The organism is Pseudonocardia sp., assembly GCF_029263155.1.
Taxonomy (GTDB): domain Bacteria; phylum Actinomycetota; class Actinomycetes; order Mycobacteriales; family Pseudonocardiaceae; genus Pseudonocardia.
In genome coordinates this window covers 1-25,643 of record NZ_JAJCYB010000063.1, presented here as the reverse complement: position 1 = coordinate 25,643, position 25,643 = coordinate 1, and the positions used below count along the sequence as shown (strand labels likewise).

Sequence of the window (25,643 nt, the reverse complement as noted above, 5' to 3'; positions counted from 1 at the left end):
GGCGCTCCGGCCGCCGCCGACGATCGGTGCATGCGATCACGTCGGAGAACGATCAGGGCATCGGCGGCCGCGCTGGCCGTCGCCGTGCTGGCCGGATGCGCGACGGGTGGGGCGGCCGGGGAGCCCGCCCCACCCGTGGTCGCCGCCGTCGACTGGCAGGAGTGCGGCACGAACCTCGACTGCGCCACGTACGACGTACCCGTCGACCACGCCGACCCCGGCGGGCCGACGGTCGAGCTCGGCCTGGTGCGCCACCGCGCCACCGAGCCTGCGCAGCGGATCGGCAGCCTGCTGGTGAACCCGGGCGGGCCGGGCGGGTCGGCCACCGAGGGCGTCCGCATGATCGGCACGCCGACGGACCCGGGCAGCTGGTCGCCCGAGCTGCTGGCCCGCTACGACATCGTCGGCATGGACCCGCGCGGGGTGGGGGAGAGCGACGGGATCCGCTGCCTGTCCGACGCGCAGCGCGAGGAGGACCTGGCGGCCGACCTCGACCCGACCCTGACCGGCGGGCTGCCGCGCGAGGTGCTCGACGCCGAGGCGCGGGAGCTGGCCGAGGGCTGCGCGGAGGGCGTCGACCCGGCGCTGCTGGCGAACATGGCCACCGACGACGTCGCCCGCGACATGGACCTGGTCCGCACCGGACTGGGCGAGGAGCAGATCAGCTACCTCGGGACGTCCTACGGCACGCTGCTGGGGGCCACCTACGCCACGCTGTTCCCGGACCGGGTCCGGCACATGGTGCTCGACGCGCCGGTCCACCCGGTCCGGTGGCAGCAGGACCCGCTCGCCGCCACCGCCGAGCAGGCCGCGGGCGGGGAACGGATGCTCGACCTGTGGTTCGCCACCTGCCGCGACGAGGGTGCGGCCTGCCCGTTCGGGGACGGCGACCCGCAGGCGGCGTTCGACGCGCTCGTCGCGCAGCTGGAGGCGGCCCCGCTGGACGTGCCGTCCGCCCCGGGCGTTGCCGGAGGCCGGGTCGACGGCGCGACCGCCCTGCTGGCCGCCCGGACCGCGATGTTCGCCCGCACGCTGTGGCCCGCGCTGACCGCGGGCCTGCTGTCCGCGCAGAACGGCGACGGGTCGGTGCTGCTCGCGCTCTCGCAGCTGCTGTCCCGCGAGCCGGACGGCACGCCCGCGGGCTTCCTCGAGGCGAACATGGCGGTCAACTGCCTGGATCGGGCGGTGCCCGCCGACGTCGACGAGCACGAGCGCAACGCCGCCGAGATCGCCGCCGCGAACCCGCGGTTCGGCGACCTCTCCGGGATGATCCTGCTGTCCTGCACCGAGTGGCCGGCGTCCAACCCCGACCGGTTCACCGGCCCGCTGACCGCCGCGGGTGCCCCGCCGATCCTCGTCGTCGGGGGCCGGGAGGACTCGCAGACCCCCTACCCGTGGGCGCAGGCGATGGCGGAGTCGCTGGAGGGCGGGGTGCTGCTCACCCGCGAGGGGGTCGGGCACGGCTCCTACCGCACCAGTGGCCCGTGCGTCGACGGTGCGGTGGACCGCTACCTGATCGACGGCGAGGTGCCCTCGCCGGGCACGGTCTGCGCGCAGGAGCCGGCCGCCACCACCAACCCCGAGGGGCTCGGTGGGTAGCTCACCGCATGACGAACGTGCCGGCGTCCGCGTCGAACCGGAGCTCGTCGCTGTCGAAGGCCCGGCCCAGGGCCCCGGCGGCGACGAGCTCCGCGGGCGTCCCGGTGCCCACCCCGCCGTCCCGGTCCAGCAGCCACACCCGGTCCGCGACGCGCAGGGCGAGCTCCACGTCGTGGGTGGAGGCGACGACGACGATGCCCCGCTCCCGCGCCAGCCGGCGCAGCAGGCCGGTGACCGCGACCCGCGACGGGGCGTCGAGGAACGCGGTCGGTTCGTCGAGCAGCAGCAGGTCCGGTGCCTGGGCCAGGGCGCGGGCGATCAGCACCCGCTGGCGTTCGCCGTCGGAGAGGTGGGCGACGCGGCGGCCGGCCAGGTGCTCGGCGCGCACGGCCGCGAGCGCGTCGTCGACGGCGGCGTGGTCGGTGGCGCGCAGCGTGCCGTGCGCGCCGGTGTGCGGGTGGCGGCCCAGCGCGGCGAGCTCGCGCGCCGTCAGCAGGCCGGGGTCGACCCGTTCGGTGAGCACCACGGCGACCCGGCGGGCCCGCTGTGCGGGGGCGAGCGCGGCGAGGTCGGTGGCACCCAGCCGGGCCGACCCGGCGGCCGCGGGGAGCAGGCAGGCGACCGTGCGCAGCAGCGTCGACTTGCCCGCCCCGTTCGGTCCGAGCAGCACGGTCAGCTCGCCGGGCGCGGCGTCGAGGTCGACGCCGCTGAGCACCGCGGGCGCGCGGCGGTGCCCCACCGTCAGGCCGCGGAGCGCGAGCGTCACGGGTTCACCAGCCGGCTGCGGATCAGTACGGCGATGACGGCCGGCGCACCGACCACCGACGTGATCACGTTGACCGGGATCGGCCCGGGCAGCCACGGCAGGTGCGCGGCCAGCGCGCAGACCAGGGCGACCGTCGATCCGGTCAGCAGGGCGGCGGGCAGCAGGACCCGGTGGTCGGAGGTGCCCGCCGCCAGGCGGGCGAGGTGCGGCACGGCCATGCCGAGGAACGCCACCGGCCCGCAGAAGGCCGTGACCGCCCCGGCCAGCACCGCCGAGGACACCAGGACCAGCAGCCGGACCCGCCCGATCCGCACGCCGACGCTGCGGGCGTGGTCCTCGCCGAGCAGCAGCGCGTTGAGCGCCTTCGAGCCGGCCAGCGCGACGAGCAGCCCGATCGCGACGACCGGCGCGAGGACGGCCAGGTCGGCGCCGGTCGTCCCGGAGAAGCTGCCCAGTCCCCACGCGATGAACTGCTGCGCGCGCTGCGGGTCGATCACGGTGAGCAGCAGGCTGACCCCGGCCGTCGCCAGCGACCCGAGCATCACCCCGACGATCAGCAGCACGACCCCGGAGCGCACCCACCGCGACAGCAGCAGCACCACGCCCAGCACGAGCCCGGCACCCACGGCCGCGGCGACCACCGTCCCTGCGCGCCCGGCCCCGACCACCCCCGCGGTGAACGTGCCCGCCGAGCCGCCCGCCGCGCCCGCCACGGCCAGCGCGACACCCAGGCTCGCCCCCGCGCTGACGCCGAGCACGTACGGCTCGGCCAGCGGGTTGCGGAACAGCGTCTGCAGCTGCAGCCCGGCGACGCCGAGCGCGGCCCCGGCCAGCGCCGCGGTGAGCGCCCGCGGCACCCGGACCGCCCCGATCAGCACCGGGGCGGCGGGATCGGCCGGGGTGAGCCCCAGCAGCACGGCGACGGTGTCCAGCGGCGACACGACGACGGGCCCGACGGCGACGGCCAGCACGAGCGCGACCACGCCGGCCACACCGAGCACCCCCACGGCGAAGGCCCCCCGCCCCCGCCCCCGCCCCCGCCCCCGCCCCCGCGAGTCGGGGTCTCCGGCCCCGCGAGTCGGGCCCTCCGTGCGCGCGAGTCGGGCTCTCGGTGTGCGCGAGTCGGGCTCTGGGTGCGCGCGTGTCGCCGGATCCGTGCGAGCCGCCGGGGTGGGGATCGCGCACTCAGGCCCCGACTCGCGCGCATTCACGCCCCGACTCGCGGGTGGGTGGTCGCACTCAGGCCCCGACTCGCGCGCACTCACGCCCCGACTCGCGGGGGTGGGCGTCATCGGAGCTCGGTGTAGAACGTGGACTCGTGGCCGGGTGCCAGCTCGGGGTGCAGGATCGCGACCAGGTCGGCGAGCACCAGGTCGGGGCGGGTGACTCCGCGTTCGTAGAAGTCGTTGCCGCCACCGGGCCCGATCGCCTTGTTCGCGGTGAACGTCCGACCCTCCCGCATCGCGGCCAGCTCGCCGTAGCGCGGGTCGGCGGCCAGGGCGTCGGCGCGGCTCGCCCAGTCCTGGGTGGCCAGCCACACCGGGGCCTGCCCGGCCTTCGCGAACACCGTCTCGAAGTCCAGGGTGAGGCTGCTCGCGGAGGGATCTGCCGCCCACGGGTTGGCGCCGCCCGCGTCGGCGAGCAGCCGCCCCATGTAGCTCCCGCCCGCCGGCACGCTCCACACGCCCTCGAACAGCGACCCGGCGACGACGGGCACCGGTGCCGCCCCCGCCGCCCGCGCCTCGGTACCGGTGTACGAGGCCTCGACCTGGTCGAACACCGCGGTCGCGCGCAGCTCGTCCCCGGTCAGCGCGGCCATCACCTTGATCCACTCCGCGCGGCCGAGCGGCGTGGGCTCCAGGTACTCCGCGTTGGCGACGACCGGGACGCCGGCCCCGCGCAGCGTCGCGTACGCAGGGTCGTCGAAGCCACCGGTCATCAGGACGTCGGGGCGCCCGGTGACGACGCGCTCCACGTCGACCTGCTCGGTGGGCGCGTACTCGGCCACGGCGCCCGCCTCGATCGCCTCCCGCACCTGCGGCGAGCTGACGAAACCCGCCGTCGCGACGCCGGTGAGCACGTCGACGCGGTCGAGGTCGACGAGCAGGGGCAGGTGCGTGGTGGAGCCGGAGTACAGGCTGTCCACGGGCACGGTGATCCGCTGCGCGGCCGCGAGCTCCGGCGGCACCTCCGGCGTGGCCCCGCAGCTCACCAGCACGTAGGACTCCGCGGGCGCGCCCGGCGACGGCTCGTGCACCGTGAGCACCTGGTAGCCGTCCTCGTATTGCAGCGAGAAGTTCTCGGCGTGCTCGACGGTGGACCGGCCGCCCGAGGCGGGCGCGCAGTCCGTGGCAGGCGTGGGCGGCGCCGCGGCACACCCGGCGACCGCGAGCAGGACGAGCAGAACGGGGAGGGCACGCACGGCGCCACCGGCCTCTCTCGGGGAGATCCGCCCCGAACTGGAGGTGGGTGACGGCGTGAGTCTCTGGCTCGCCCCGAAGGGCTGACAGTGGCGGTACCGCGCCGGACTCGCACCGGCTTCCTCGTCCGCCGTCACCTGGACGGGCTCATCCTGTCACGAGAGTCGCACCCGAACGCACTTCGGAGCCACAACGCTGTTCCAGTGGTCGCAGAACAGCGCTATGGCTCCGAAGTGCTATGGGTCCGACGTGGAGTTGCGCCTAGGTACGGGGTACCGGCGTCGTCTTGTGCGTGTCGTCGGATTCGGGGGTCTCGGCCGGGCCGTCCCGGTTCGTCGGGGCCGCCCCGTTGGTGGCAGGCGAATCGGGCACCGGCGCGGGCGGGAACACCTCCTGCCGCAGGCCGGCGATCATCGCGAACATCATCGCGAAGACCAGCAGGAAGATCGGCAGGCCGATCACCGTGATGACCTGCTGGAGTGCCTCGAGCCCCGCCGAGCCGCCGATGATGATCAGCGACGCGGCCAGCGCCCCCTCCGACAGACCCCAGAACACGCGCTGGCGGACGGGCCCGGCCTCGCCGGTGCCCGAGCACAGCATGTCGACGACCAGCGACGCCGAGTCCGACGAGGTGGCGAAGAACAGGGCGACCACGACGATCGCGATGCCCGAGATCAGCGTGGCGGCCGGGAAGTTGTCGAAGAAGGCGAACATCGCCAGCGGCACGCTGTCGGCGACCGCCGCCGAGATGGGCCCGCCCGACCCGCCGATCCCGTCGATCTCCATCGCCGACCAGCCGAAGGTGACGAACCAGACCAGCGTGAACAGCGACGGGGCGACGAGCACGCCGCCGACGAACTGGCGGATGGTGCGCCCGCGCGAGATCCGGGCGAGGAACACGCCCATGAACGGCGCCCAGGTGACCGTCCACGCCCAGTAGAAGACGGTCCAGCCGCCCTGCCAGCCCCAGCCGCCCTCGTCGGTGAACTGTGCCATGGAGTCGTTCCAGAACGACAGCGGGACGATCTCCTGCGCGTAGAGGCCTGCACTCTCGATCATCTGGCGCAGCAGGAAGATCGTGTCACCGGCGATCAGCACGAAGATCATCAGTCCGACGGCGATCAGGATGTTGACGTTCGACAGCCGGCGCACGCCCTTGTCCAGCCCGGCCACGATGGAGGCGGTGGCGACCAGGGTCAGGGCGGTGATGATGAGCACCTTGGGCCACACGGCGTCGGGGACACCGGTCAGCGCGGTCAGCCCGGCGTTGATCTGCGAGGTGCCCAGGCCCAGGGAGACGGCCAGCCCGAACAGGGTGCCGAGCACGGCGAAGACGTCGATCGTCTTGCCGATCGGTCCGTGGATCTTCTCCTTGAGGAAGGGGTAGAACACCGAGGAGACCCGCATCGGCAGGTCGTAGCGGTAGATGTAGTACCCGAAGGCCAGTCCGGGCAGCGTGAAGATCGCCCAGGTGTGCAGGCTCAGGTGGTAGAGCGAGATCGTCATCGCGTCCTGCGACGCCTGCACGCTGTAGGGCTCCACCCCGGCGTAGGGCGGGTTGGAGAAGTGCGAGATCGGCTCGGCCACCCCCCAGAACATCAGCACCGTGCCGATGCCGCCCGCGAAGAGCATCGCGAACCACGACAGGTTCGAGTACGCCGGTTTGTCGCCCTCGTGGCCCAGGCGCAGGCGGCCGTACTTGCTCAGCGCGACCCAGGCGAGGAACACCAGCCAGGTGGTGACGCCGAGGATGAAGAACCAGCCCAGGTTGGTGACGATCCACTCGCGACCTGCGCCGAAGGCCGACCCGATGGGCCCCGGGAACGCCAGCAGCAGGACGAGGAAGGCGACCATCAAGCCGGCCGACCAGAAGAAGATGTGCGGGTTGGTTCGCAACCCGAGCCTCCGAGCCAGATCCTCCATGGCTGCGCTCTCCATTCCGCGACGCCGCCGCGGGGCGGACAGGTGTTGGCGTCGTTGGCGGCTTGGCACGGCGTGGCGTCGGCCTGGCAAGGATCGGTGATCCGGCCGGGTATGTCCACCGGGAGCCGGATCTTCATCGATGCATCAGGGGGGCGGCCGGGCGTCGGGCAGCGGCGCGGTACCGGCGATGAGCACCACGACGAGCAGCCCGGCGAGGAGCGTGAGAACCGCCGGCGGGGTCAGCATGCTGGGCGCGGGTACCTCAGACCTGCTCGGTGTCCGGGGCGATGCCGGGTCGTTCCCGCCAGAACCGCACGTCGCGCAGGCGCCACGCGATCATGAACACGATGCCGATCAGGAAGATGCCCACGCCGATCACCAGCGGCGGGCCGAAGCCGAACCACGACACGCCCGACGAGCTGGCCCCGGGATCGTTGAGGTCGGTGACCGACAGGACCAGCAGGTAGATCAGCAGCGCCGCGCCGACGAGTGGACCGAGGCCGATCAGGATCAGGTTGGACACGCTGCGCAGCAGCTGCTTGCGGTAGTAGACGGCGCAGGCGATGCCGGTGAGCGAGTAGTAGAACGCGATCAGCAGCGACAGCGCTGTGAGCGAGTCGAACAGGGCGTTCTCGCTGATCAGGCTGATCAGGACGTACCAGGCGATCGCGATGGCGGCGACGGTCCAGGTGGAGACGTCGGGAGTGCGGTAGCGGGGGTGGATGTGTGCGAGCCGGTGGGGCAGCGCGGCCCGGCGTGCCATCGACAGGCCGGTCCGTGACGCGGGGATGATCGTGGTCTGGGTGGACGCGAGCGCGGAGGTGGCGACCGACAGCAGCAGCAGCCAGTCCCAGCCGCCGAGCACCTGCTCGCCGAGCAGCGCGAAGATCAGCTCGCCCTCCTCGTCGTTGTCGGCGAGGAATGCCGGACCCGCGAAGGTGATCACCGCGTACGCCACGGCCAGGTAGGTCATCAGCAGCACGACGGTGGAGGCGATGCCGGCCCGGCCCGGGGCGGACGCGGAGTCACGGGTCTCCTCGGTGAGGTTCACCGCCGACTCCCAGCCCCAGAACGCGAACACCCCGAGCAGGAGGCCGGCGGTGAGCGCCGCGCCGCCCTCCGCGAAGGGGTTGAGCCAGGAGACCGACGGGGTGACGGGGTCGAGCGGGCTGTCGCCCGCGACCCCGCGTGCGATCGCCACGATCGCGAACACCAGCAACGACAGCACCTGGGCGAGGATCAGCACGTTCTGGAAGCGGGCGGAGATCTCCGTGCCCAGGACGCACAGGGCCGTCACGGCCACGATGACGACGGCGGTGAGCGGGATCACCAGCGCGTTGGTGGCGGCGAGATCGTCGAGGCCGAGCGTGAGCAGGCCGAATCGGACGGCGATGTCGGCCAGCGAGCCGATGACCAGCACCCCGGTCATGGCGATCGCCCAGCCGCCGATCCAGCCGGACCACGGTCCCATCGCGCGGGTGACCCAGGAGAACGTGGTGCCGCAGTCCTGGTCGACCCGGTTGAGGTGGTGGAACGCCGACGCGATGAACAGCATCGGCACGAACGAGGCCAGCAGCACGCCCGGTGCGTTGACCCCCACGAGGGCCACGACCGGTCCGATGATCGCGGCGAGGGTGTAGGCGGGCGAGGTGGAGGCGAGCCCGATCACCAGCGCGTCGACGAAGGAGATCGCATCCGGCTTCAGCTGTGCCTCGGCGGCATCGGGATCAGTACCCATCGCGCTCCCTCGTCACGTTCGGCGGACGCGTCGGACGCCGGGTCCGCGGGCGTCCCCGCGACCCGACCCGGTGACCATCCGGAGCCCCCGACCCGCGGGGTGTCGGCCCGCCGGTCCGCCGTGCCGGGCGGGCCCCACCCTTCTCGCGCCGCAGCAGATCGGCGGCCCGGCGGAACCCGCCGGCCGCGAGCCGAGCGAGCGGACGCGTCACGGGCGCGAGTGTCGTGCACGCCGCTCCGGACCGCACTAGGGTGATCGCCGCCGGACCGACGACGAGCGCATTCGACGAACGACTAACAGGAGCGACACGTGGCAGTGAGCCTGGCCAAGGGCGGCAACGTCAGCCTGTCGAAGGAGGCCCCCGGGTTGACCAGCGTCATCGTCGGCCTGGGGTGGGACGTGCGGACCACCACCGGTGCCGACCACGACCTCGACGCGTCGGCGATCCTGCTCGGCGAGAACGGCAAGGTGCTCTCCGACGCGCACTTCGTCTTCTTCAACAACCTGACCAGCCCGGACGGCACGGTCGAGCACACCGGCGACAACCTCACCGGCGAGGGCGAGGGCGACGACGAGGCGCTCAAGGTGAACCTCGCGGCGATGGCCCCCGAGGTCGAGAAGATCGTCTTCCCGGTGAGCATCTACGACGCCGACAACCGTCGCCAGAACTTCGGCCAGGTCACCAACGCGTTCATCCGCGTGGTCAACGAGGCAGACCAGCGCGAGATCACCCGCTTCGACCTCACCGAGGACGCGTCCACCGAGACCGCGATGGTGTTCGGGGAGCTGTACCGCCACCAGGGCGAGTGGAAGTTCCGGGCGGTCGGGCAGGGCTACGCGTCGGGGCTGGCCGGCATCGCGAGGGACTTCGGCGTCAACGTCGGCTGATCCCCGCGTCGACGACGACGCGGGGACGGTCACGGTCAGCGGCCGGCGGCCAGGCGGTCGGCCAGGTCCAGGATCATCGCCCGGCCCTCCACCTGCGCGGCCCACTCGGGTGGCACCGCGGCCTCCCCGTGCCGGGCACCGAGCAGGTTGCCGGTGATGGCGCCCGTCGAGTCGGTGTCGCCGTCGTGGTTGACCGCGAGCAGCAGCGCCGCGCGCAGGTCGTCGGGATGGCGCAGCGCGCAGAAGACGCTCATGGCCAGCGCCTCCTCGGCGACCCAGCCCTCGCCGAGCGAGCCGAGTTCCGCGCGCGCCGCGGCGGCGTCGACGGCCCGGCGCAGGGCGTCGACGGTCTCCTCGTGCCCCGGTCGTGCGGCCAGGAGGGGGAGGGTGGCCGCCAGCGCGCCGGGCAGGTCGAGGCCGGCGGAGAGGTGGTGCACCAGCACGGCCAGCCCCGCCGCGGAGATCCCGGCGGTCGGGTGGCCGTGGGTGAGCGCCGACCCGGCGATCGCGGCGTCGGCGATCACGTCGGGACCGGCCAGGCGCGGCGTGAGGCCGAACGGCGCCGAGCGCATGACGGTGCCGCACCCCTTCGAGTCGACGTTGACGGGCGCGCCCGGCTGCCGCCGCTGCGACCGCAGCCCGGACAGGCACGCGTTGCCCGGCGCCCGCTGCGCGTACAGCCATCCCTGCGCGGCGAGGCCGGTGGCGCCGGCGGCCGGGCCGGCGAGCTCCTGGGTGTCGAGCCAGCGCAGGTAGGCGGCCGTCAGCGCGGCGGGGAGCTCCCCGCCGTCCAGCAGGGCCTCCGCGGTGAACAGCGTCATCTGGGTGTCGTCGGTGATCAGCCCGGCGCGCCCGTAGGCCGAGGGGAGCAGGTCCGTGACGCCCGCGTCACCGTGGGCCCGCCGGATCTGCGCCAGGGACTCGAACTCGACCGGCGCGCCGAGCGCGTCGCCGACCGCCCCGGCCAGCAGGCACCCGCGCGCGCTCACCCCCGCACCCAGACCGTGACGTCGGTGGGCACCTGCCGGGCTCCGCCGAGCTCACCGCTGGCCAGCAGCACCTCGGCGCCGTCGGGCAGGGCGATCGGGTCGACCCCGAAGTTGGTGACGACGAGCAGCGGCCCGTTGCGGAAGGCCAGCGCGTCGGCCTCGCCGTCGACCCAGTCGACGGCGCCCTCGCCCAGCCGCAGGTCACGGCGCAGCGCCAGCGCGGCCCGGTAGAGCTCCAGGGTGGAATGGGGGTCGCCGGACTGGACGTCGACGGCGTGGTGGGCGAAATGGTCCGGCTGCGGGAGCCAGGTCGCACCCGTGGGGCTGAAGCCGTGGGCCGGGGCGGCGGCGTTCCACGGGATCGGGACGCGGCAACCGTCGCGGCCGGCCACCACGCCGCCGGTGCGGAACCACGTCGGGTCCTGGCGCAGCTCGTCGGGCAGCGTGGTGTGCTCAGGAAGTCCCAGCTCCTCGCCCTGGTAGACGTAGGCCGAACCGGGCAGCGCCAGCATCAGCGCGCTGGCGGCGCGTGCCCGGCGCAGGCCGAGCGCCGCGTCGGGCTGGGGGTCGGTGGCGCGGATGCCGTTGGGGTTCTCGCCGGCCGGCAGGGCGAGCCGGGTGGCGTGCCGCACGACGTCGTGGTTGGACAGCACCCAGGTGGTCGGGGCGCCGACGGCGTCGTTCGCGGCCAGCGAGGTGGTGACGACCCGGCGCAGGTCGGCGGACCGCCACGCGGCCTTCAGGAAGTCGAAGTTGAACGCCTGGTGCATCTCGTCGGGGCGGACGTAGCGGGCGAGCCGTTCGATCGGCTCGACCCAGGCCTCCGCGACCAGCATCCGATCGCCGTCGTAGGTGTCGAGGACCGCCCGCCACCCGCGGTAGATCTCGTGCACGCCGTCCTGGTCCCACATCGGGGCGTGCTCGGCGTCGACCGTGCCGTGCTCGTGCTCCCACTCCGGCAGGCCGTCGGCCTTGACCAGCGCGTTGGCGACGTCCACGCGGAAGCCGTCGACGCCCCGGTCGAGCCAGGTGCGCAGGATGTCGTGGAACTCCTCCCGGACCTCCGGGTTGCTCCAGTCCAGGTCGGGCTGGCCGGAGTCGAACAGGTGCAGGTACCACTGGCCGTCGGGCACCCGGGTCCACGCCGGCCCGCCGAACACGCTGCGCCACCCGTTGGGAGGCCCGTCGCCGACCCCGTCGCGGAACAGGTACCGCGCCCGCTCGGGGCTGCCCGGGCCCGCGGCCAGCGCGGCCCGGAACCAGGCGTGGGCGTCGGAGGTGTGGTTGGGCACCAGGTCGACGATCACCCGCAGGCCGAGCTCCTTCGCCTCGGCGATCATCTTCTCGGCGTCGGCGAGCGTGCCGAAGATCGGGTCGACGTCGCGGTAGTCGGCCACGTCGTATCCGGCGTCGGCCATCGGGGACACGTAGAAGGGGGACAGCCACAGCGCGTCGACGCCGAGGTCGGCCAGGTGCTGCAGCCGGGCGGTGATGCCGGGGAGATCGCCGATGCCGTCGCCGTCGGAGTCGGCGAACGAGCGCGGGTAGACCTGGTAGATCACCGCCGAGCGCCACCACTCGGGGGCGTCGGCGTGGTCGGGTACGGAGCTCGGCTGCGACATCACGGCACCCATGCTGCCCGATGTCCCCGACGGAATCCGGGTGGCCTCCCGGCCCGGCGACCGGGATGGTGGGATCGGTGCCGTGACGTTCGCCGACCACCTCGCCCGCCTCGACGTCGCGGCGCTCGCCGCCCTGCTGGAGCAGCGCCGCGACGTGCTCGTCGAGCCGGTGCCCCGCTCCCTGGACCAGCTGGCGCTGCGCCTGGGCGGGGCCGACTCGCTGAGCCGCGCGCTGCCGTCGATGGACCGGGACGAGACGGTCGTGGCGCGCGCCGTCGCGCTGCTGGAGCCGCCCGACCGGGCCGCGCTCGCCCGGTGGGTCCAGGCCTCCGAGGAGCTGGCCGGCGAGGCCGTGGATCGGCTGTGCGCCCGTGGCCTGGCCTGGCGCGAGGGCGGCCGGGTCGAGCTGCCGCTGCGGCTCGCGGCGCACTTCGCGGGTGAGCTGGGGGACTTCCGGTCGGTCCGCAGGATCGCCGGGCAGGCGCGGGTGGAGCAGGTGCGCGACGCCGTCGCGGCCCTGGGCGGCGGTCCCGCAGGCGGGACGAAACCGGCGCTGGTGCAGGAGCTGGAGCGGCTCGTCACCGATCCGGCGGTCGTGGTCGCGGCGACCGAGCGGCTCTCCCCGGCCGCGGACCGGCACCTGCGGCTGCTGCTCGACGCGCGCGGCTTCTCCCTGCCCGGACGGGTGGGCCCGACGGCCGTCGAGCTCGTGGACGCCGGGTTGCTGGTGGCCGTGGGTCACCTGCCGGAGCTGCCCCGCGAGATCGCCGCGATGCTCCTCGTCGACGGCGCGGTGACCGGCCGCCCGGCCGTCGATGCGGCGACCGGGCCGGTCGACGACGGGCGGGCCGGCGCGGAGGCGGCGCTGCTCGCGCTGGTCACCCTGCTCGACGACGCCCGCACCCGCCCGATCGCCGCGCTGAAGAAGGGCGGTGTCGGAGCGCGCGAGCGGGCCCGGCTGGCGAAGTCGCTGAAGGTCGAGGAGCCGGCGCTGTGGATCGACGTCGCGCACGCCGCGGGCCTGCTCGCCGCGGGCCCCGGCGGCTACGCACCGACCGCGGCCTACGACCGGTGGCGCGACGAGGAGCCGGTGGCGCGCTGGGCGGGCGTCGTACAGGCCTGGCACGCCCTGGATCTGGCCCCGACCAGCCGCGAGATCGACGACGGCGAGGTCGCTCCGCCGCTGCCGATGCACTCCGGCGCCGGGATCCTGCGCCGGTCCCTGCTGCGGGCCGCGGCCGGTGGCGGCTCGCTGCGCTCGGCGGCGGAGCACCTGGGCTGGTTCTGCCCGCTGCACGTCGACGTCCGGTACGCCGGCCGCGAGGCGGTGGCGGCGGTGCGCGAGGCCACCGCGCTCGGCGTCGTCACGGGGGACCGGCTGACCGCGCTCGGTGAGCTGCTCGTCGCGACCGCCGGGACCGACGCCGCCGAGCTCGCCCGCCGGGCCGCCGGGCTGCTGCCGGAGTCGCGCGGGCTGCTGGTGCTGCAGTCCGATCTCACCGCCGTGGTGTCCGGGCAGCCCACCGCGGCCGCCGCCCGGCTGCTCGCCGCCTGTGCCGTCGCCGAGAGCCGGGGCGCCGCCGCGATCTGGCGGTTCACCCCGGCGTCGGTGCGGTCGGCGATGGACGCCGGGTGGAGCGCCGACGAGCTGCGCACCGACCTCGCCGCCGTCACCGGGCAGGAGCTGCCGCAGCCGCTGGACTACCTGATCTCCGACGTCGCCCGCCGGCACGGCTCCGTGCGGGTCCGCGGCGTGCGGTGCTGCGTCACCGGGTCGGAGTCCGAGATCGCCGAACTCCGGCACACCCGGGCGTTGCGCCCGCTGCGCCTGGCCCAGCTCGCCCCCACCGTGCTGACCAGCCCGAACGAGCCCGACGACGTGGTCGCGAAGCTGCGTGCCGCCGGGTTCTCCCCGATGCCCGAGGACGCCGACGGCGCGGTGGTGCTGGCGCCGCGGGCGGCCGGCCCCGCCCCCGAGCCGGCACCTCGTGCACCGCGCCGCCGGATCGCGCCCGCCGACCTCGCCGCGCGCCTGCTCTCCGGCGACCCGCCGGAACAGGCGCTGTCGGCCACCCACCACGAGCTCGCCCGCGTCGCCACCCACCTCGACGACGGCGAGCTCGCCCTGCTGGCCGACGCCGTGGACCACGGCCGCGACGTGCGCATCCGCTACCGCAACGCCGCCGGCAACCACTCCACCCGCGACATCCGCCCGCACCACGTCTACGACCGCTGGCTGTCCGCGTGGTGTCACCTGCGCGACGACGAGCGCGAGTTCCGGCTCGGCGGGATCGAGTTCGTCGCCCCGGTCGGGTGAGCGGGTGACGGGCGGCGCTCAGGACGGGCAGGGGTGCCAGACGCGCCCGCCCGGCTCGTAGCACCGCGGCCCGGTGTAGCCCGGGTACGGGTCGCCGGACGGTGCGGGATCGGCGCGGCGTTCCGGTGCGGGCGCGGTCTCCCGCTCCCGTTCGGCCCGCTCCTGCTCGGTCCGGCGTGCCCGCTCCCGCTCGGCCACCCGCTCCTGCTCGGCGACACGCTCCTGCTCGGCCAGCCGCTCCTGCTCGGCCCGCCGGGCGGCCTCGGCCCGCACGATCTCGTCGGCGCTCGACCGCAGGTCGGTGCCCTGGGTCCGCGCAGTGCGGCCGATCTCCTGCACCGCGTCGACGAGTACGGCCCGCTCGGCCTCCGGGATCGCGGCGACCGGTGGCTGGTCGGCCTGGCCGGTCAGCAGGTCGGCGAGGGCCGCCGCGGCGGCCACGACGACGTCCGGCGCCGCCGCCGCGGCCTCGAACTCCGCCGCCGGCGCCCCGTCCGGCGGGGTGCGCACCGGATGGGCGGCCACCGTCTCGTCGAGCTGAGCGACCAGTGCCGGCACCGTGCACGCCGTGCCGGGCGAGTACAGCCCGGCCTGCGCCTGCTGCGCCTGCGCCCGGGCCCGCTCCACCGGAGGCAGGAAGCGGACGTTGTCGTCGAACACGACCACCGCGGCCAGCCCGGCCCGGGCGATCTCGGTGTTGACGAGCGTCCCGTCGGCGGTGAACACGCCGGCCAGGGTGCGGCCGTAGCGGTCGGTGCGCACGTCGTCGTACTCCAGCGTCACCGGGGTGCCGGCCGGCAGCAGCGCCTCCAGGAACGCCGTCGCCTCCGGCCCGAGGCACTGCACCGGCCGGTCCGGGTCCACCGACTCCGGGGTGTCGATGTTGAGCAGGCGGACGCGCTCGTCGCGCCCGCCGACGCGGACGTCGACGGTGTCGCCGTCGACGACGCGGGTGACGACCGCGTCGCCTGCGGACCCGCCGGCGCTCACACCGACGACGACCGCCGTCCCCACCGCTCCGGCGGCGACGATCCCCCCGACGATCTTCGCGAACAGCCCGATCCCGATCACGCCGACCTCCGTCCGGTGCCCGGTCGGGCGCCCTGCACGGTTCATCGGGACGGTGGTGGGGGTCCGTTAGCCGCTCGCACGAAGGGGGGACGGGATTCCCGATCGGCCCCACGCGAGACCCCGTGACCGTGTACCCGGGAGCGTCACCGCGCGAGGTCGCCGACCAGGTCGTCGAGCACCCGCTCCTCCTCCACCGCGGACCCGGCGCGGCGCATGGCGTCGGCGAGCAGCGGGTCCCAGGACGCCTCGGCGGGGGTGCCCCGCAGCGGGCCGCCGGGGCCGCGCTCGAGCGCGGCCCGGTAGGACGCCGCGTCGAACCGCCACGGGCCGACCGGCAGGCGGGCGCACAGCACGTTGCCGATGCGCACGCCGCCCCAGTCGAAGTCGCCGTGGAAGCGCAGGGTGGCCCCGGCGTCGACGGCCAGGCGCAGCAGCGTGATCGCCGCCGCTCCCGGCTGCCCGCTGACGCAGACCAGCGGCGCGGCGGCCGGGCCGAGCCGGTCGGCGGCCTCGGCCACCACCACGGGGTTCTCGCACACCGACAGCGTCCGTCCGGCGAGGTCGAGGCGCGGCGGGCGGCGGGACAGCCTGCGCAGGGTGAGCACCACCGGTTCGGGATCGTGGGCGTCACCGGGCAGGCCCAGCGCCAGCACCGTGCTGGACAGCTCGTCGCGCAGCAGGCCGACCGCCGCCCACACCTCGCGGCGCCACCCGGCGCCGTCGCCGTCGCCGACCCCGCCCAGCACGCGGGCGGCGGCGAAGACCAGGCCGGTGACGGGGCGCCCCTCGTCGAGGGCGTGTGCCGAACCCAGCACGCGCTCGGCGAAGCGGCCCACCGGTTCGGGCTCGGCGGGCAGCGCGGTGAGCACGGCGGCGACGTCGGCGAGCAGCGCCGTGGCCCGGTCGGGGTCGGCGGTCAGGCGCCGCACGGTGCCGGTGGCGCGCAGCGAGTCGATCCAGGGCTGCAGCGCCGGGTGGCGGTCGAGCGCCGGGTCGAGGCGGGCGAAGGCGACCGCCCACGCCGTCTCGCGCTCGGCGAGCAGCGTCGCGCGCGGGGTGACCGGACCGGTGAGCGCGACCACCGCCGCCGCCAGCCCGCCGGGGTGTGCTCCCGAGCGCGCCACCGTGTCGGCGACGTCGTCGAGCCGCACGCTCAGCGCGGTGCCCGCCCGCGGTCGACGGCCGAGCAGCCGGGCCACCGCGGCCCGCTGTCCGGGGGTGGCGTCGGTCAGCGTGACCGTGCCGGTGACGGGCTCGCCGCGCTCCAGCCGCCTGCGCATCCGGTCGAGCAGCCACGCCAGGTCCGGGGATCCGAGCAGCCTGCGCAGCCGGTCGTGCCCGTCAGAGCTCATCGAACAGGCTGCCGGTGGCCGCGACCGGCTCCGGCGCCGCCGCGGCGCCGACCGGGCGTGGCACCGGGCGGCGCTGCCGCCCGTCCCACCGCCAGTTGGTGACGAGCACGGCCGCGATCCCGTCGGTGCGGGCCAGCTGCGCGATCGCGAGGCCGGGGACCTCCGGGTAGCAGCCCCACTCCCGCTCGCTGGTCATCACGACGTCGAGGTCGAACGCGGCGAGCAGGCCGAGGTACTTGGCGCGGGCGTGGTCGTCGACGCCGGCGAACGCCTCGTCGAGGGTGACCAGCCGCGGGGCGTGCGGGTTGCCCGCCGAGGCGTAGTGCGCCGACGCCGCCGCGAACAGCGGCACGCTCGCGGCCAGCACTCGCTCGCCACCCGACGCCGGGCCGGTGGCCGGGCGCCACTGCCCGTTCTGGTGGCGCTCGATGACGAACCGGTGCCAGCCGCGGTAGTCCAGGGCCGTGTCGAGGTGCTCCAACCAGGTGCCGGTCTCGTCGCGGGCGCGGACCTCGGCGATGCGGGCCTGCAGGAACCCGCCGACGGCGGCCCGGTCGTCCTCGGACCACGCGTCCGAGGTCTGGCGCAGCAGCCGGCGGCGGGCCTCGACGAGCCCGGCCGGGCCGTCCTCGCGGGGGCGCCACTCCAGCCGCAGCCGCATCCCGGTGCTGGTGGGCCGACCGTCCAGTTCGGCGTTCATCACCCCGACCTGCTGCTCGGCCTGCGCGATCAGCTCCTGCAGCGTGCTCGCCACCTCGTTGACCAGGTGGTTCTCCAGGATCTCCCGCTCGCGCTCGTCGAGCAGGCGGCTGCGGTCGGTGACCTCGGTGTCCAGCGCGGCCGTGAGCTCCGGGACCGTGGCCGGCCGCCCGCGGAACACGACCTCGACGACGATGCCGTCCTCGAGCAGCTGCGCCGAGGCGGTGCTGCCCTGGCGGGCGAGGGTGTCGGAGAGCGTCTTGAGCTCGTCGGTGACGCGGCGCTGCACGCGGTCCCACGCGGGGTCGTCGGCGCCGACCGACTCCAGCTCCTGGTCGATCTGCCGGGCCAGGCGCACCGTCGGATCGGGTGCCCAGGTGTCCGGCACGGCCAGCTCGGGCAGGGCGACGGTGAGCAGGCCGGTGCCGGCGAAGCGGCGCAGGGAGTCGGCGGCCGCGGTGCGCTCGTCGGTGGCCGTCGCCAGATCGGCGGTGGCACCCTGGCGCAGCCCGTCGGCCCGGCCGCTCGCGGCGACCGCCCGCTCGCGGGCGCCGGTGGCGTCCCTGTGGTCGCGCGAGTTGGCCAGCGACAGCTCGGTGACCTCGGCCAGCAGCCGCTGCAGCTCCTCCACGGCCGCCCCGACGGTGTCGCGCAGCGTCCCGTGCGCCTCGGCCGCCGCGCGTGCGTCGCGGTCGGCCTCGGCGGCGTGGTCCTCGGCCGCGGCGTGCGCGTCCCGGGCGGCGGCGAGCTCGGCGGCGGTGTCGCGTTCGGCGTTCCGGGCGTCGGCGAGGCCGCGCGCGGCGGGCCACAGCCCGGCGAGCGTGACGCGGTAGCCCGCCAGCGCGTCGCGGACGGCGTCGAGGGCGGGCCGGTCGGTGGGCAGCCCGACGTCGGTGGCGCCGGTGTGCAGCTCCTCGGTGGCCGTGGTGGCCCGGTCGGTGGCGAGGTCCACGTGGGCGTCCGCCTCCCGGCGTTCGCGCTCCAGCCGGGCGTGCTCGCCGCTCAGGGCGACGGTCGCGGCGTGTGCTTCCCGCAGCGGTGTGTCGTCGGGCAGCCCGGCGAGCTCGCGGGCGAGGGTGTCGCGGCGGTCGGCGAGGAGCTTCCGCTCGGTGGCGATGGCGGCCTGCTCCGCGGCCACGTCGTCGGCCTCGGCCCGCACCACGACCAGCCGGGCCCGCCGGGCGGCCTCCCGGGCGCCGCGCCCGATGTACTGCGCCGCGGGCTTGCTCCACGCCCCGGTGAGGACCCCGATCCGGAACCGGCCGTCGGTGCCGACCCAGGTGGATGCCGGACCGGCCCCCAGCCCGATGGCGGCGAGCACCGACTCCACCGCCTCCTCCGGCACGGCGGCGGCCCGGGGGTCGGCGGGGTCGATCGCGGGTCGCAGGACCGTGGCCACCGCAGTGCCGGGCACCGAGCCGGACTCCGGTGCGATCAGGACGTCGCCGCCCGGTGCCGTGAGCGCACCGTCGGGTGTGAGCCAGGCGTCGAGCACGCCGGAGGCCTCCAGCGCGGCCTCCAACCCGGCCCGGGCCGTGCCGCCGGACGTGACGTCGTCGACCTCCTCGGCGAAGTCGACGAGCTGCCACAGCGGGGCCCCGGACCGGCCGGTGCGGGCGTCGGGAGCGCGGGTGTGCGGGGCCGGCGGTGCGCCGTGCTCGCCCGCCTCCAGCCGGGTGATCTCCGCGGCCAGTTCGGCCGCGTGGGCCGCCGCCGCGTCCGACCGCTGCTCCAGGGCAGCGCCGGCGGTGGCCAGCGCGGTGGTGGCGTCGCGCCCTGCCGTGTCGGCGGTGACGCGGGCCGGGTTGGGCCCGTCGAGGGTGCCGGCCCACAGTTCCAGCGCCGCGGCCACGGCGTCGGGCTCGGGTACGGCCAGCTCGACCGCGGCGTCGAGGTGATCCCGGGTGGCCGCGACGAGCTCGGTCGCCCGCTCCTCGACGGCCTCGGCGGCGGCCGCCCGACGCTCGGCGAGCTCGGCCGCGGTGCCGGCCAGCCGGTCGACGGTGGCGCGGGCGTCGGCGAGGGCCCGGGCCGCGGCGGACTCCGCCGTGAGCAACGTGTCGACGTGGCGGATCGCGCGCTCCTGGCGTTCGGTGATCTCCGTCGCCGCGCGGCGCAGCCGCTCCAGCCGGCGGTCGGCCGGGGCGTCGATCCCGTCGGGCCGGGAGCCGATCCCGTCGGGCGGGGACCCGAACCCGTCGGGCGGGGCGTCGGTCCCGGTCAGCCGTGCGTCGATCTCGGTGGCGTGCGGATCGGCGACCAGTGCGGTCCGGGCGGCATCGGTGGCCGACTCGCGCGCCGCGGCCAGCTCGGCGGCGAGCGCGGTGGTGCGGCGCCCGGCGTCGTCGTGGCGGGCGCGGCGCCGGTCGAGGTCGGCGGCGGCGTCGGTGCGTCGCCGGGCCGCGTCGTCGGCGTCGCGGCGGCGCCTGCGGGCCTCGTCGGCGGCGCGTTCGAGCTGCTCGGCGCTACGCATCTCGGGGCTCTGGCGCAGGGTGCGGTCCCGGACCCGGAGCCGCTCGGCGTCGGCCTCCAGCGTCGCGAGCCGGTCGGCGGCCTCCTCCGCGGCCTCCTCCGCGACGCGGTGCGCCTCCTGCGCGGCGGCGAGCGCCTCCCGAGCGGACCGGTAGCGCTGCTCGGCGTGCCGGGGCAGCGCGGCGCGGCGCCGCGCGGCCACCGAGGCGTAGCGCCGGTAGTGCCCGAGGAACGCCCGCGCGCTGTCGTGCGCCTCGGTCATGGCGGCCAGCTCGTCGCGATCCTCCTCCAGGCTGCGGAACGCCTCGGCGACGTCGGCGACGACGGCCTGGTCCAGCGGCGGCAGTGCCTCGGTGAGCGCGTCGGAGAGCGCCCTCTCGCTCGGTCGCTTGGACAGCTGCGGTTGGCGCAGCTGCACGAGCAGGTCGACCAGCGCGCCGTAGCGCTGCTCGCCGAGGCCGAACAGCGCCTCGTCGACGGCCCGGCGGTAGTCGCGGGCGCGGTCGTGCACGACGCCGTGCCCGGCGAGTGCGTCGGTGAGCCGTTCGCGGGTCAGCGCGGTGCGCGTGGCGTCGACCAGCTGCAGGTCGGCCCCGACGCGCTGGTCGGTGACGAAGAACCAGTGCCGCGCGATGCCCCGCCCGGCGACCGCCTTGAGCCCGCACCCGATCGTGCGGAACTGCGCCGTGCCGTCCTCGGTGAGCCGCCCGAACTCGCACCACGTGTAGCCGAGCCGTTCGGGATGCGGGTGCTCGCCGCCGAGCAGCAGGTTCCACTCCATGCGCTTCTTGTGGTCGGCGTCGGGCTCGACCCGGTGCGAGGACAGGTCGCCGTCGAGCAGGAACGGCAGCAGCAGCGCCAGCACCTTCGACTTCCCGGTGCCGTTGTTGCCGCGCAGCAGCAGCCGCCCGTCGTGGAACCAGAACTCCTCGACGTCGTAGTAGAAGAGGTCGACGAGCCCGGCGCGCAGCGGCTGCCAGCGGGCACGGGCGGGCTGGGGGAGCGTCATCGGTCCGGCTCCCGTCTCCTGGGCTCCTGGATCGTGGGGGCGCCGACGGCGTAGCGGGCCAGCGCGGGCAGCGGGCGCACGACGTCGCCCTCGCGGTGGACGAGCCGCAGCGCCTGCAACCGGCGCAGCGCCAGCTCGGTGAGCTCCACCTCCGCCCCGGGCGCCGTGGCGTCCTTGCGCCAGTACGACGCGTGCTCGGCCGCCTGGCTGCGCAGGTGGTCGTGCAGCGCGGCGAGCGGGAGGGGTTGCGCCGCCGCGGCGAGGTGCTCGGCGAGCAGCAGCGTGGCGTGGCCCTCGGTGCCGCTCTCGGGCATGCGGACGTCGGTGAGGTCGTCGAGCGGGTCGACCATCGCGACGCCCTCGGCCCGCACCTCCGCCACCAGCCCGGTCAGCTCGGTGATCCGGCTGGTGATCGCGTGGCGCTGGCTCGTGAGGTACGCGAGCTCGGCGTCGTCGAGATCGGCGTGGTAGAGCACCGGCTCGTCGAGCAGGCGGCGGGTGAGCCGGTGGCGGATCCGCTGGTTGCGCAGGTCGTCGGTGGTGGCGGGCAGCTCCTCGGTGATGCCCGAGAGGCGCTCCTCGAAACCCGCCCCGGCGACGGTGGACGGCCCGCGGGGCGTGGCGAGCAGCGCCGCGAGCACCCGGCGCTCCACGTCGTAGAGGGCGTCGCCGTCCTGGCGCACGAAGGCGTCCTCGTCACCCGCGACCCGGGCCAGCACCCCGAGGTCGAGCAGCAGCCGCACCACCGACACCAGGTCGGTGCGCTCCTCGCGGCGTTCCAGGGTGAACGCCATCCCCAACTCGGGATCGGCGGCCCCGAGCACGATCTGCTCGGCGAGCCGACCCAGCGTGACCTGGGCGTCGGCCCGTTCCAGCACCGCCAGGGCGAGGCAGGTGAGCACGTAGCGGCGCCGGGTGAATGGCGCCCGGCTGCGCGGATCGCGGGCGGGATGGGTGGGGTCGGCGGTGTCGGGCACGGTCTTGACCAGCCGCGCCACCTCGCTGTCGACGACGAGGCGCCAGCCGGTGTTGCGGTCGAACCACTCCCGCAGCGCGCCCGCGTGCCGCCGCACCAGCACGACGTGCTCGGCGTCGGGCCCGTGTGCCCGCAGCACCGGGCGGCGCAGCAGGGCCCGCGCCGCCCGGGTGAGCTCGCTGCGCCGCGTCTGCCCCAGCGCGTCCGACAGTGCGGAGGTCATGCCGTCAGCTCCCGCGCCGGCGCCGTGAGGTCGACGATGTGCACGAGATGGTCGGGCCCGCGGAACTCGCCGTCGGGCGTGTGGATCCGTACCGGCGCGGCGCCGGGGAGGACGGTGAGCCGCACGGCCATCGTGCCGTCCGAGGTGCTCGTGGTGACCTCGTGGCGGCCCGGCGTGAGTGCGGTGAGGGCGTCGCCGAGCAGGCCGAGGAACAGCCGGAACGCGTCGACGTCGAGCGTGCCGACGTCGGACAGCCGCACCGGGTGCTCGGTGGCCAGCGCCGCCCGCGCCGCCGCCAGTTCCGCGGCCTCCTGCGCGGCCACCTCGGCGAGGTGGCGCCGCTGCGCGGACCGGTCGGCGACCCGCGACGGCTTGCCCCGCCGCTCGTAGCTCCCGGTCCTGCGCAGCCGCGGGCTGATCTCCAGCGGCGGCGCGTCGGCCCACGGCGTGCTCGCGGGCACCGGGTCGTCGGCGCGGGCGGCGAGCGTGTCGGCGTCGATCGTGAGGTGCCGCGATGGGGACAGGCCGAACGCGCTGCGCCACAGCCGGTGCATCGACGCCTCGTCGGGGGCCTGGGCGAACCACAGGGCGAGCGTGCGGAAATCGGCCGAGCGGTCGGAGCGCCCGGTGCGCCGGTCGTTGAGCGCGGCCACGACGTGCAGCAGCTGCGGGATCGCCGCGCGCGCCTGCGAGCGCAGCAGCTTGGCCTGGCTCGGGTGCTGCGGGGCGCTGACGAACCAGGCGCGGAACCCCGCCCACCGCTCCCGCCACAGCGCCGCGCGCCGGGCGAACTCCACCGCGCGCGGATCGTCGCCGTCGCCCACGGCACCGGGAGCGGCGTCGGCGGCCTCCCGCCATGCCGCCGCGTCGAGCAGCGGATCGACCCCGAGCTCCTCGATCCGCGCCACCAGCGCCGCGATCTCCGAGCCGGTGGCGACCAGGTCGGTGATGAACCGCTGCAGGTAGTCGATCAGCCGCTCCTTGTAGGCGCGGAACGCCTCGGCGTCGGCGTCGTGCAGGTCGATCGAGCGTTGCAGCGATCCCATGAACGCCTGCGCGTTGGCGGCCAGGTCGGTGAACCGGTCGACCAGGGCCCGCAGGGACAGGTGCACCTTCGCCGGATCGGGTTCGGCGGACAGCGCCAGCTCGTGCAGGACGCGGAGCTGGGTGGCGATGTCGGTGAGCGCGACGGCCTGCAGCGCCCCGCGTCGGCCCAGCGCCTCGTCGTAGACGGCCAGCGCCTCCTCGGCCGCCTCTCCCTCGCGGGTGAGCTGGTAGAGGTAGCGGGCGCGGTGGAAGTCCTCCACGGTGGTGACGCGGCTGGTGTCGGGGTCCGACGCCACGTTGCCCCAGCCCTCCAGCGCCACCAGCGCCGCGGCCACGGCATCGACGTCGACCCCCGGGCCCAGCGCGTCGCGCACGTCCTCGGGGCGCAGGTGCACGGTGAAGCGGCGCTTGGCGGCGACGAACGCGAGCATCACCTGCCGGTAGAGCTCGGACTTGCCCACGGTGAGGTAGGTGAACGCGCTGTGCGTGGGCATCCGGGCCTCCTCGGTCGGTGGGGGCGAGAGTAGGGGGCGGCACCGACAGTTCCGGGCAGGCCCTGCCGCGACGCCCGGCGAGTTCTCGCGTTCGGCCCCGCGAGTCCACCCGCACCCGCCATCCTCCCGCCATGACGACCTACGCCTTCGACCCGACCACCTCCCACCTGCTGGCCACCTGGCCGACCGGCGCGGGCGCGACCGCCCGCACCGTCGCCCGACTGAACACCCGTACGACCGAGCGGAGTGGCCTGCACCTGGCCAAGGCGCTCACCGCGCTGTCGGACACGGCGTGGCTGGCCTACACCGATCCCGCCGCGGTCGAGATCCGGCCCGCGCCGGCCCTGCGCGCGCTGCGCAGGCCGCACCTGCCTCGCGCGGGGCTGCTCTACCGGGAGGGCGACCCGTTGCTCGACGGTGCGCACGACGTCGGGCGCGAGCTCGTCGCGGTTGGCAGCGCCGGGGTGAGCAGGGCCGTCGTCGAGGACGTGACCGCCGATCTCGACGCCGTCGAGCGCGCGCGGTGCGGGGATCTGTCCGGCCGCGCCCGGCAGGCCGTCGCACTGACCCGGCTCGACGCCTCCCCGGTCCAGGTGGTCGCGGCCGATCGGCTCCTGCACGAGGTGCCGATGGGCAGCGAGCGGCTGTTCACCGAGGTGGAGCCGATCGCGGCCGCGGTCGCGGCGGCGCACTGGCTCGCGGCGGCCGTCGAGGTCACGCAGGTCCGTACCGGTGCGGGCACCGTCCGGGACCTGCTGCTGAGCGATCCCGACATCGGGGGGATCGACGTCGAGACCGCGGCCGTGATCGTCGATCTGCTCGACGAGGGGAACCCACCGCTGCCCGCCGCCCGGTGCCTCGTTCAGGCGGCGGCGCTCACCGCGCGCGGCATGATCCTGGGACGCAGGGACGATCCCACCGACGACCCGCAGTTCACGCTCCTCGACCCCGCCCGGCCGGCCCCGTGCCTGCTGGAGCGCCTCGTGCGGGCCGTGCAGGCCTGCGGCATGGTGCACATGCGCCATCAGGGCCTCGACGATCGCGACGGGCCGGACCGCGCGGCGGCGTGCCTGCAGGTGTTCGACGAGGAGGTGCGGCGCGCGGCGGAGCGGGCGGGCGACCGGTTGCTGCGGACGGAGCCCACGACACTGGCCTCCTGAGGGCTCTCATGACGTCCGAACCGGACGGCCCGACGATCGGGGAGCACGAGCATGTCGGGGAAGACATGGCGATCCTGGTCCAGGTCGACGGAGGACGATGCTGCTGCCGGAGTTCCCGCGCGGGTACGTCTGGAACCGCACGGTGCGCGGGCTGATGCGGTCGCTCTACCTGGTCCGGCGCAGTCCCCTGCGCGCCGACCGCGATCCGGGAGGACCGATGCACGACGCGGGTGGCTACGCGACCATCGGCGGTGCCGCTGGCATGCGGGGCCGGCGCCTCGGGTCGATCCACGGCGGCGGGTAGAACTCGGGGCGCCCGCCGACGAGCGCGACGTCCCAGCCGGCGTGGTGGACCAGGCGGTGACACGCCCGGCAGATCATCACGCAGTTGTCGACGCGGGTGGGGCCGCCGTGTTCCCACGGAACGATGTGGTGGATCTCGGTCCAGCTCGGGGGGCGGCCGCAGCGGGCGCAGCCGCGGTCGCGGACGGTCACGGCGCGGCGTACGCCCTCGGGGATGACGCGGGTGCGGCGGCCGATGTCGAGGGGCTGCCCGGCACTGCCCATGACGACGGGGATGACCGCGGCGTCGCAACACAGCATCCGCAGTGCCTCGGGCGAGAGGGTGCCGCCGAAATCGAGGACGGCGGCGCGGGCGCGGCGCTGCAGGTCGTCGAGGGTGACGATGATGTTGAGGTGGGGGCGGCGGCCGCCGCCGGAGGGCAGGTGCTCGGCGCTGCCGTGGTCGAGCACGAACCCGCAGGCGTCGGCGAGGGCTTCGGCCTGGCGGGTGGCGGGGGTGCGGTCGTCGTCGGCGGTGCGCGGCCTGGCGCCTGCGTCGATCAGGGTGGCGATGGCGTCGAACATCGCGGCGTCGT

17 protein-coding genes and 1 riboswitch are annotated in these 25,643 nt (G+C 75.5%); of the genes, 4 read left to right on the top strand and 13 right to left on the bottom strand.

The genetic code is table 11. The annotated features are described in order from the left end of the window. Positions 1-30 precede the first annotated feature (30 nt). Positions 31-1,599 carry an alpha/beta hydrolase gene (locus tag Q1K26_RS12345; protein WP_300010855.1) on the top strand — a complete coding sequence of 523 codons (1,569 nt, stop codon included), beginning with the start codon at positions 31-33 and terminating at the stop codon, positions 1,597-1,599. Position 1,600: 1 nt separating this feature from the next. Here the strand turns inward: Q1K26_RS12345 and Q1K26_RS12340 are convergent, their stop codons facing one another. The 5 genes from Q1K26_RS12340 to Q1K26_RS12320 form a co-directional block, all read right to left on the bottom strand. Further along, positions 1,601-2,365, bottom strand: coding sequence for an ABC transporter ATP-binding protein (locus Q1K26_RS12340; RefSeq protein ID WP_300010852.1), 765 nt, complete (start codon positions 2,363-2,365; stop codon positions 1,601-1,603). Beyond that, positions 2,362-3,357 (bottom strand): iron ABC transporter permease, encoded by a 996-nt coding sequence (locus Q1K26_RS12335; RefSeq protein WP_300010849.1) that lies wholly within the window; start codon positions 3,355-3,357, stop codon positions 2,362-2,364. The genes Q1K26_RS12340 and Q1K26_RS12335 overlap by 4 nt, the downstream gene beginning before the upstream one ends. A 296-nt stretch (positions 3,358-3,653) precedes the next feature. Further along, complete coding sequence (locus Q1K26_RS12330; RefSeq protein WP_300010847.1) at positions 3,654-4,787, bottom strand: ABC transporter substrate-binding protein; 1,134 nt, start codon at positions 4,785-4,787, stop codon at positions 3,654-3,656. 36 nt (positions 4,788-4,823) lie between these two features. After that, a riboswitch (cobalamin riboswitch) is annotated at positions 4,824-4,951 on the bottom strand. 95 nt (positions 4,952-5,046) lie between these two features. Beyond that, complete coding sequence (locus tag Q1K26_RS12325; protein WP_300010844.1) at positions 5,047-6,708, bottom strand: BCCT family transporter; 1,662 nt, start codon at positions 6,706-6,708, stop codon at positions 5,047-5,049. 262 nt (positions 6,709-6,970) lie between these two features. Then, positions 6,971-8,446 (bottom strand): APC family permease, encoded by a 1,476-nt coding sequence (locus tag Q1K26_RS12320; RefSeq protein WP_300010841.1) that lies wholly within the window; start codon positions 8,444-8,446, stop codon positions 6,971-6,973. A 309-nt stretch (positions 8,447-8,755) separates the two neighbouring features. Between Q1K26_RS12320 and Q1K26_RS12315 the strand changes: the two genes are divergently transcribed. Then, positions 8,756-9,334 (top strand): TerD family protein, encoded by a 579-nt coding sequence (locus Q1K26_RS12315; RefSeq protein ID WP_300010838.1) that lies wholly within the window; start codon positions 8,756-8,758, stop codon positions 9,332-9,334. Positions 9,335-9,369: 35 nt separating this feature from the next. Here the strand turns inward: Q1K26_RS12315 and Q1K26_RS12310 are convergent, their stop codons facing one another. Together Q1K26_RS12310 and Q1K26_RS12305 are read right to left on the bottom strand one after the other, a co-directional pair. Further along, positions 9,370-10,323, bottom strand: a complete 954-nt coding sequence (locus Q1K26_RS12310; RefSeq protein WP_300010835.1) for an ADP-ribosylglycohydrolase family protein — start codon at positions 10,321-10,323, stop codon at positions 9,370-9,372. Beyond that, entirely contained in the window at positions 10,320-11,945 is a 1,626-nt protein-coding gene (locus tag Q1K26_RS12305) for an alpha-amylase family glycosyl hydrolase (RefSeq protein WP_300011002.1), read from the bottom strand. The genes Q1K26_RS12310 and Q1K26_RS12305 overlap by 4 nt, the downstream gene beginning before the upstream one ends. Positions 11,946-11,955: 10 nt before the next feature. Between Q1K26_RS12305 and Q1K26_RS12300 the strand changes: the two genes are divergently transcribed. Beyond that, positions 11,956-14,262, top strand: coding sequence for a helicase-associated domain-containing protein (locus Q1K26_RS12300; protein ID WP_300010832.1), 2,307 nt, complete (start codon positions 11,956-11,958; stop codon positions 14,260-14,262). Positions 14,263-14,280: 18 nt separating this feature from the next. Here Q1K26_RS12300 and Q1K26_RS12295 read toward each other — a convergent pair whose 3' ends face one another. The 5 genes from Q1K26_RS12295 to Q1K26_RS12275 all read right to left on the bottom strand — a co-directional run bounded on the left by Q1K26_RS12295 (position 14,281) and on the right by Q1K26_RS12275 (position 23,605). Beyond that, positions 14,281-15,378: a thermonuclease family protein gene (locus Q1K26_RS12295; RefSeq protein WP_300010829.1), complete on the bottom strand. Its 1,098-nt coding sequence runs from the start codon at positions 15,376-15,378 to the stop codon at positions 14,281-14,283. A gap of 98 nt (positions 15,379-15,476) precedes the next feature. After that, positions 15,477-16,685 (bottom strand): TIGR02679 family protein, encoded by a 1,209-nt coding sequence (locus tag Q1K26_RS12290; RefSeq protein WP_300010826.1) that lies wholly within the window; start codon positions 16,683-16,685, stop codon positions 15,477-15,479. Then, complete coding sequence (locus Q1K26_RS12285; protein ID WP_300010823.1) at positions 16,675-20,865, bottom strand: TIGR02680 family protein; 4,191 nt, start codon at positions 20,863-20,865, stop codon at positions 16,675-16,677. The genes Q1K26_RS12290 and Q1K26_RS12285 overlap by 11 nt, the downstream gene beginning before the upstream one ends. Then, on the bottom strand, positions 20,862-22,064 hold the full coding sequence (locus Q1K26_RS12280; RefSeq protein WP_300010820.1) for a TIGR02678 family protein: 1,203 nt from the start codon (positions 22,062-22,064) through the stop codon (positions 20,862-20,864). Before Q1K26_RS12280 ends, Q1K26_RS12285 begins: the two co-directional genes overlap by 4 nt. After that, entirely contained in the window at positions 22,061-23,605 is a 1,545-nt protein-coding gene (locus Q1K26_RS12275) for a TIGR02677 family protein (protein ID WP_300010817.1), read from the bottom strand. The genes Q1K26_RS12280 and Q1K26_RS12275 overlap by 4 nt, the downstream gene beginning before the upstream one ends. A gap of 131 nt (positions 23,606-23,736) precedes the next feature. On the opposite strand from Q1K26_RS12275, the gene Q1K26_RS12270 reads away from it, so the two are divergent. Beyond that, a complete protein-coding gene (locus tag Q1K26_RS12270; RefSeq protein WP_300010814.1) occupies positions 23,737-24,765 on the top strand; it encodes a hypothetical protein in 1,029 nt (342 codons plus the stop codon). 234 nt (positions 24,766-24,999) lie between these two features. On the opposite strand, the gene Q1K26_RS12265 is transcribed toward Q1K26_RS12270, so the two are convergent. Then, the coding region (locus tag Q1K26_RS12265; protein WP_300010811.1) for an HNH endonuclease signature motif containing protein at positions 25,000-25,643 on the bottom strand (644 nt) is incomplete at its 5' end.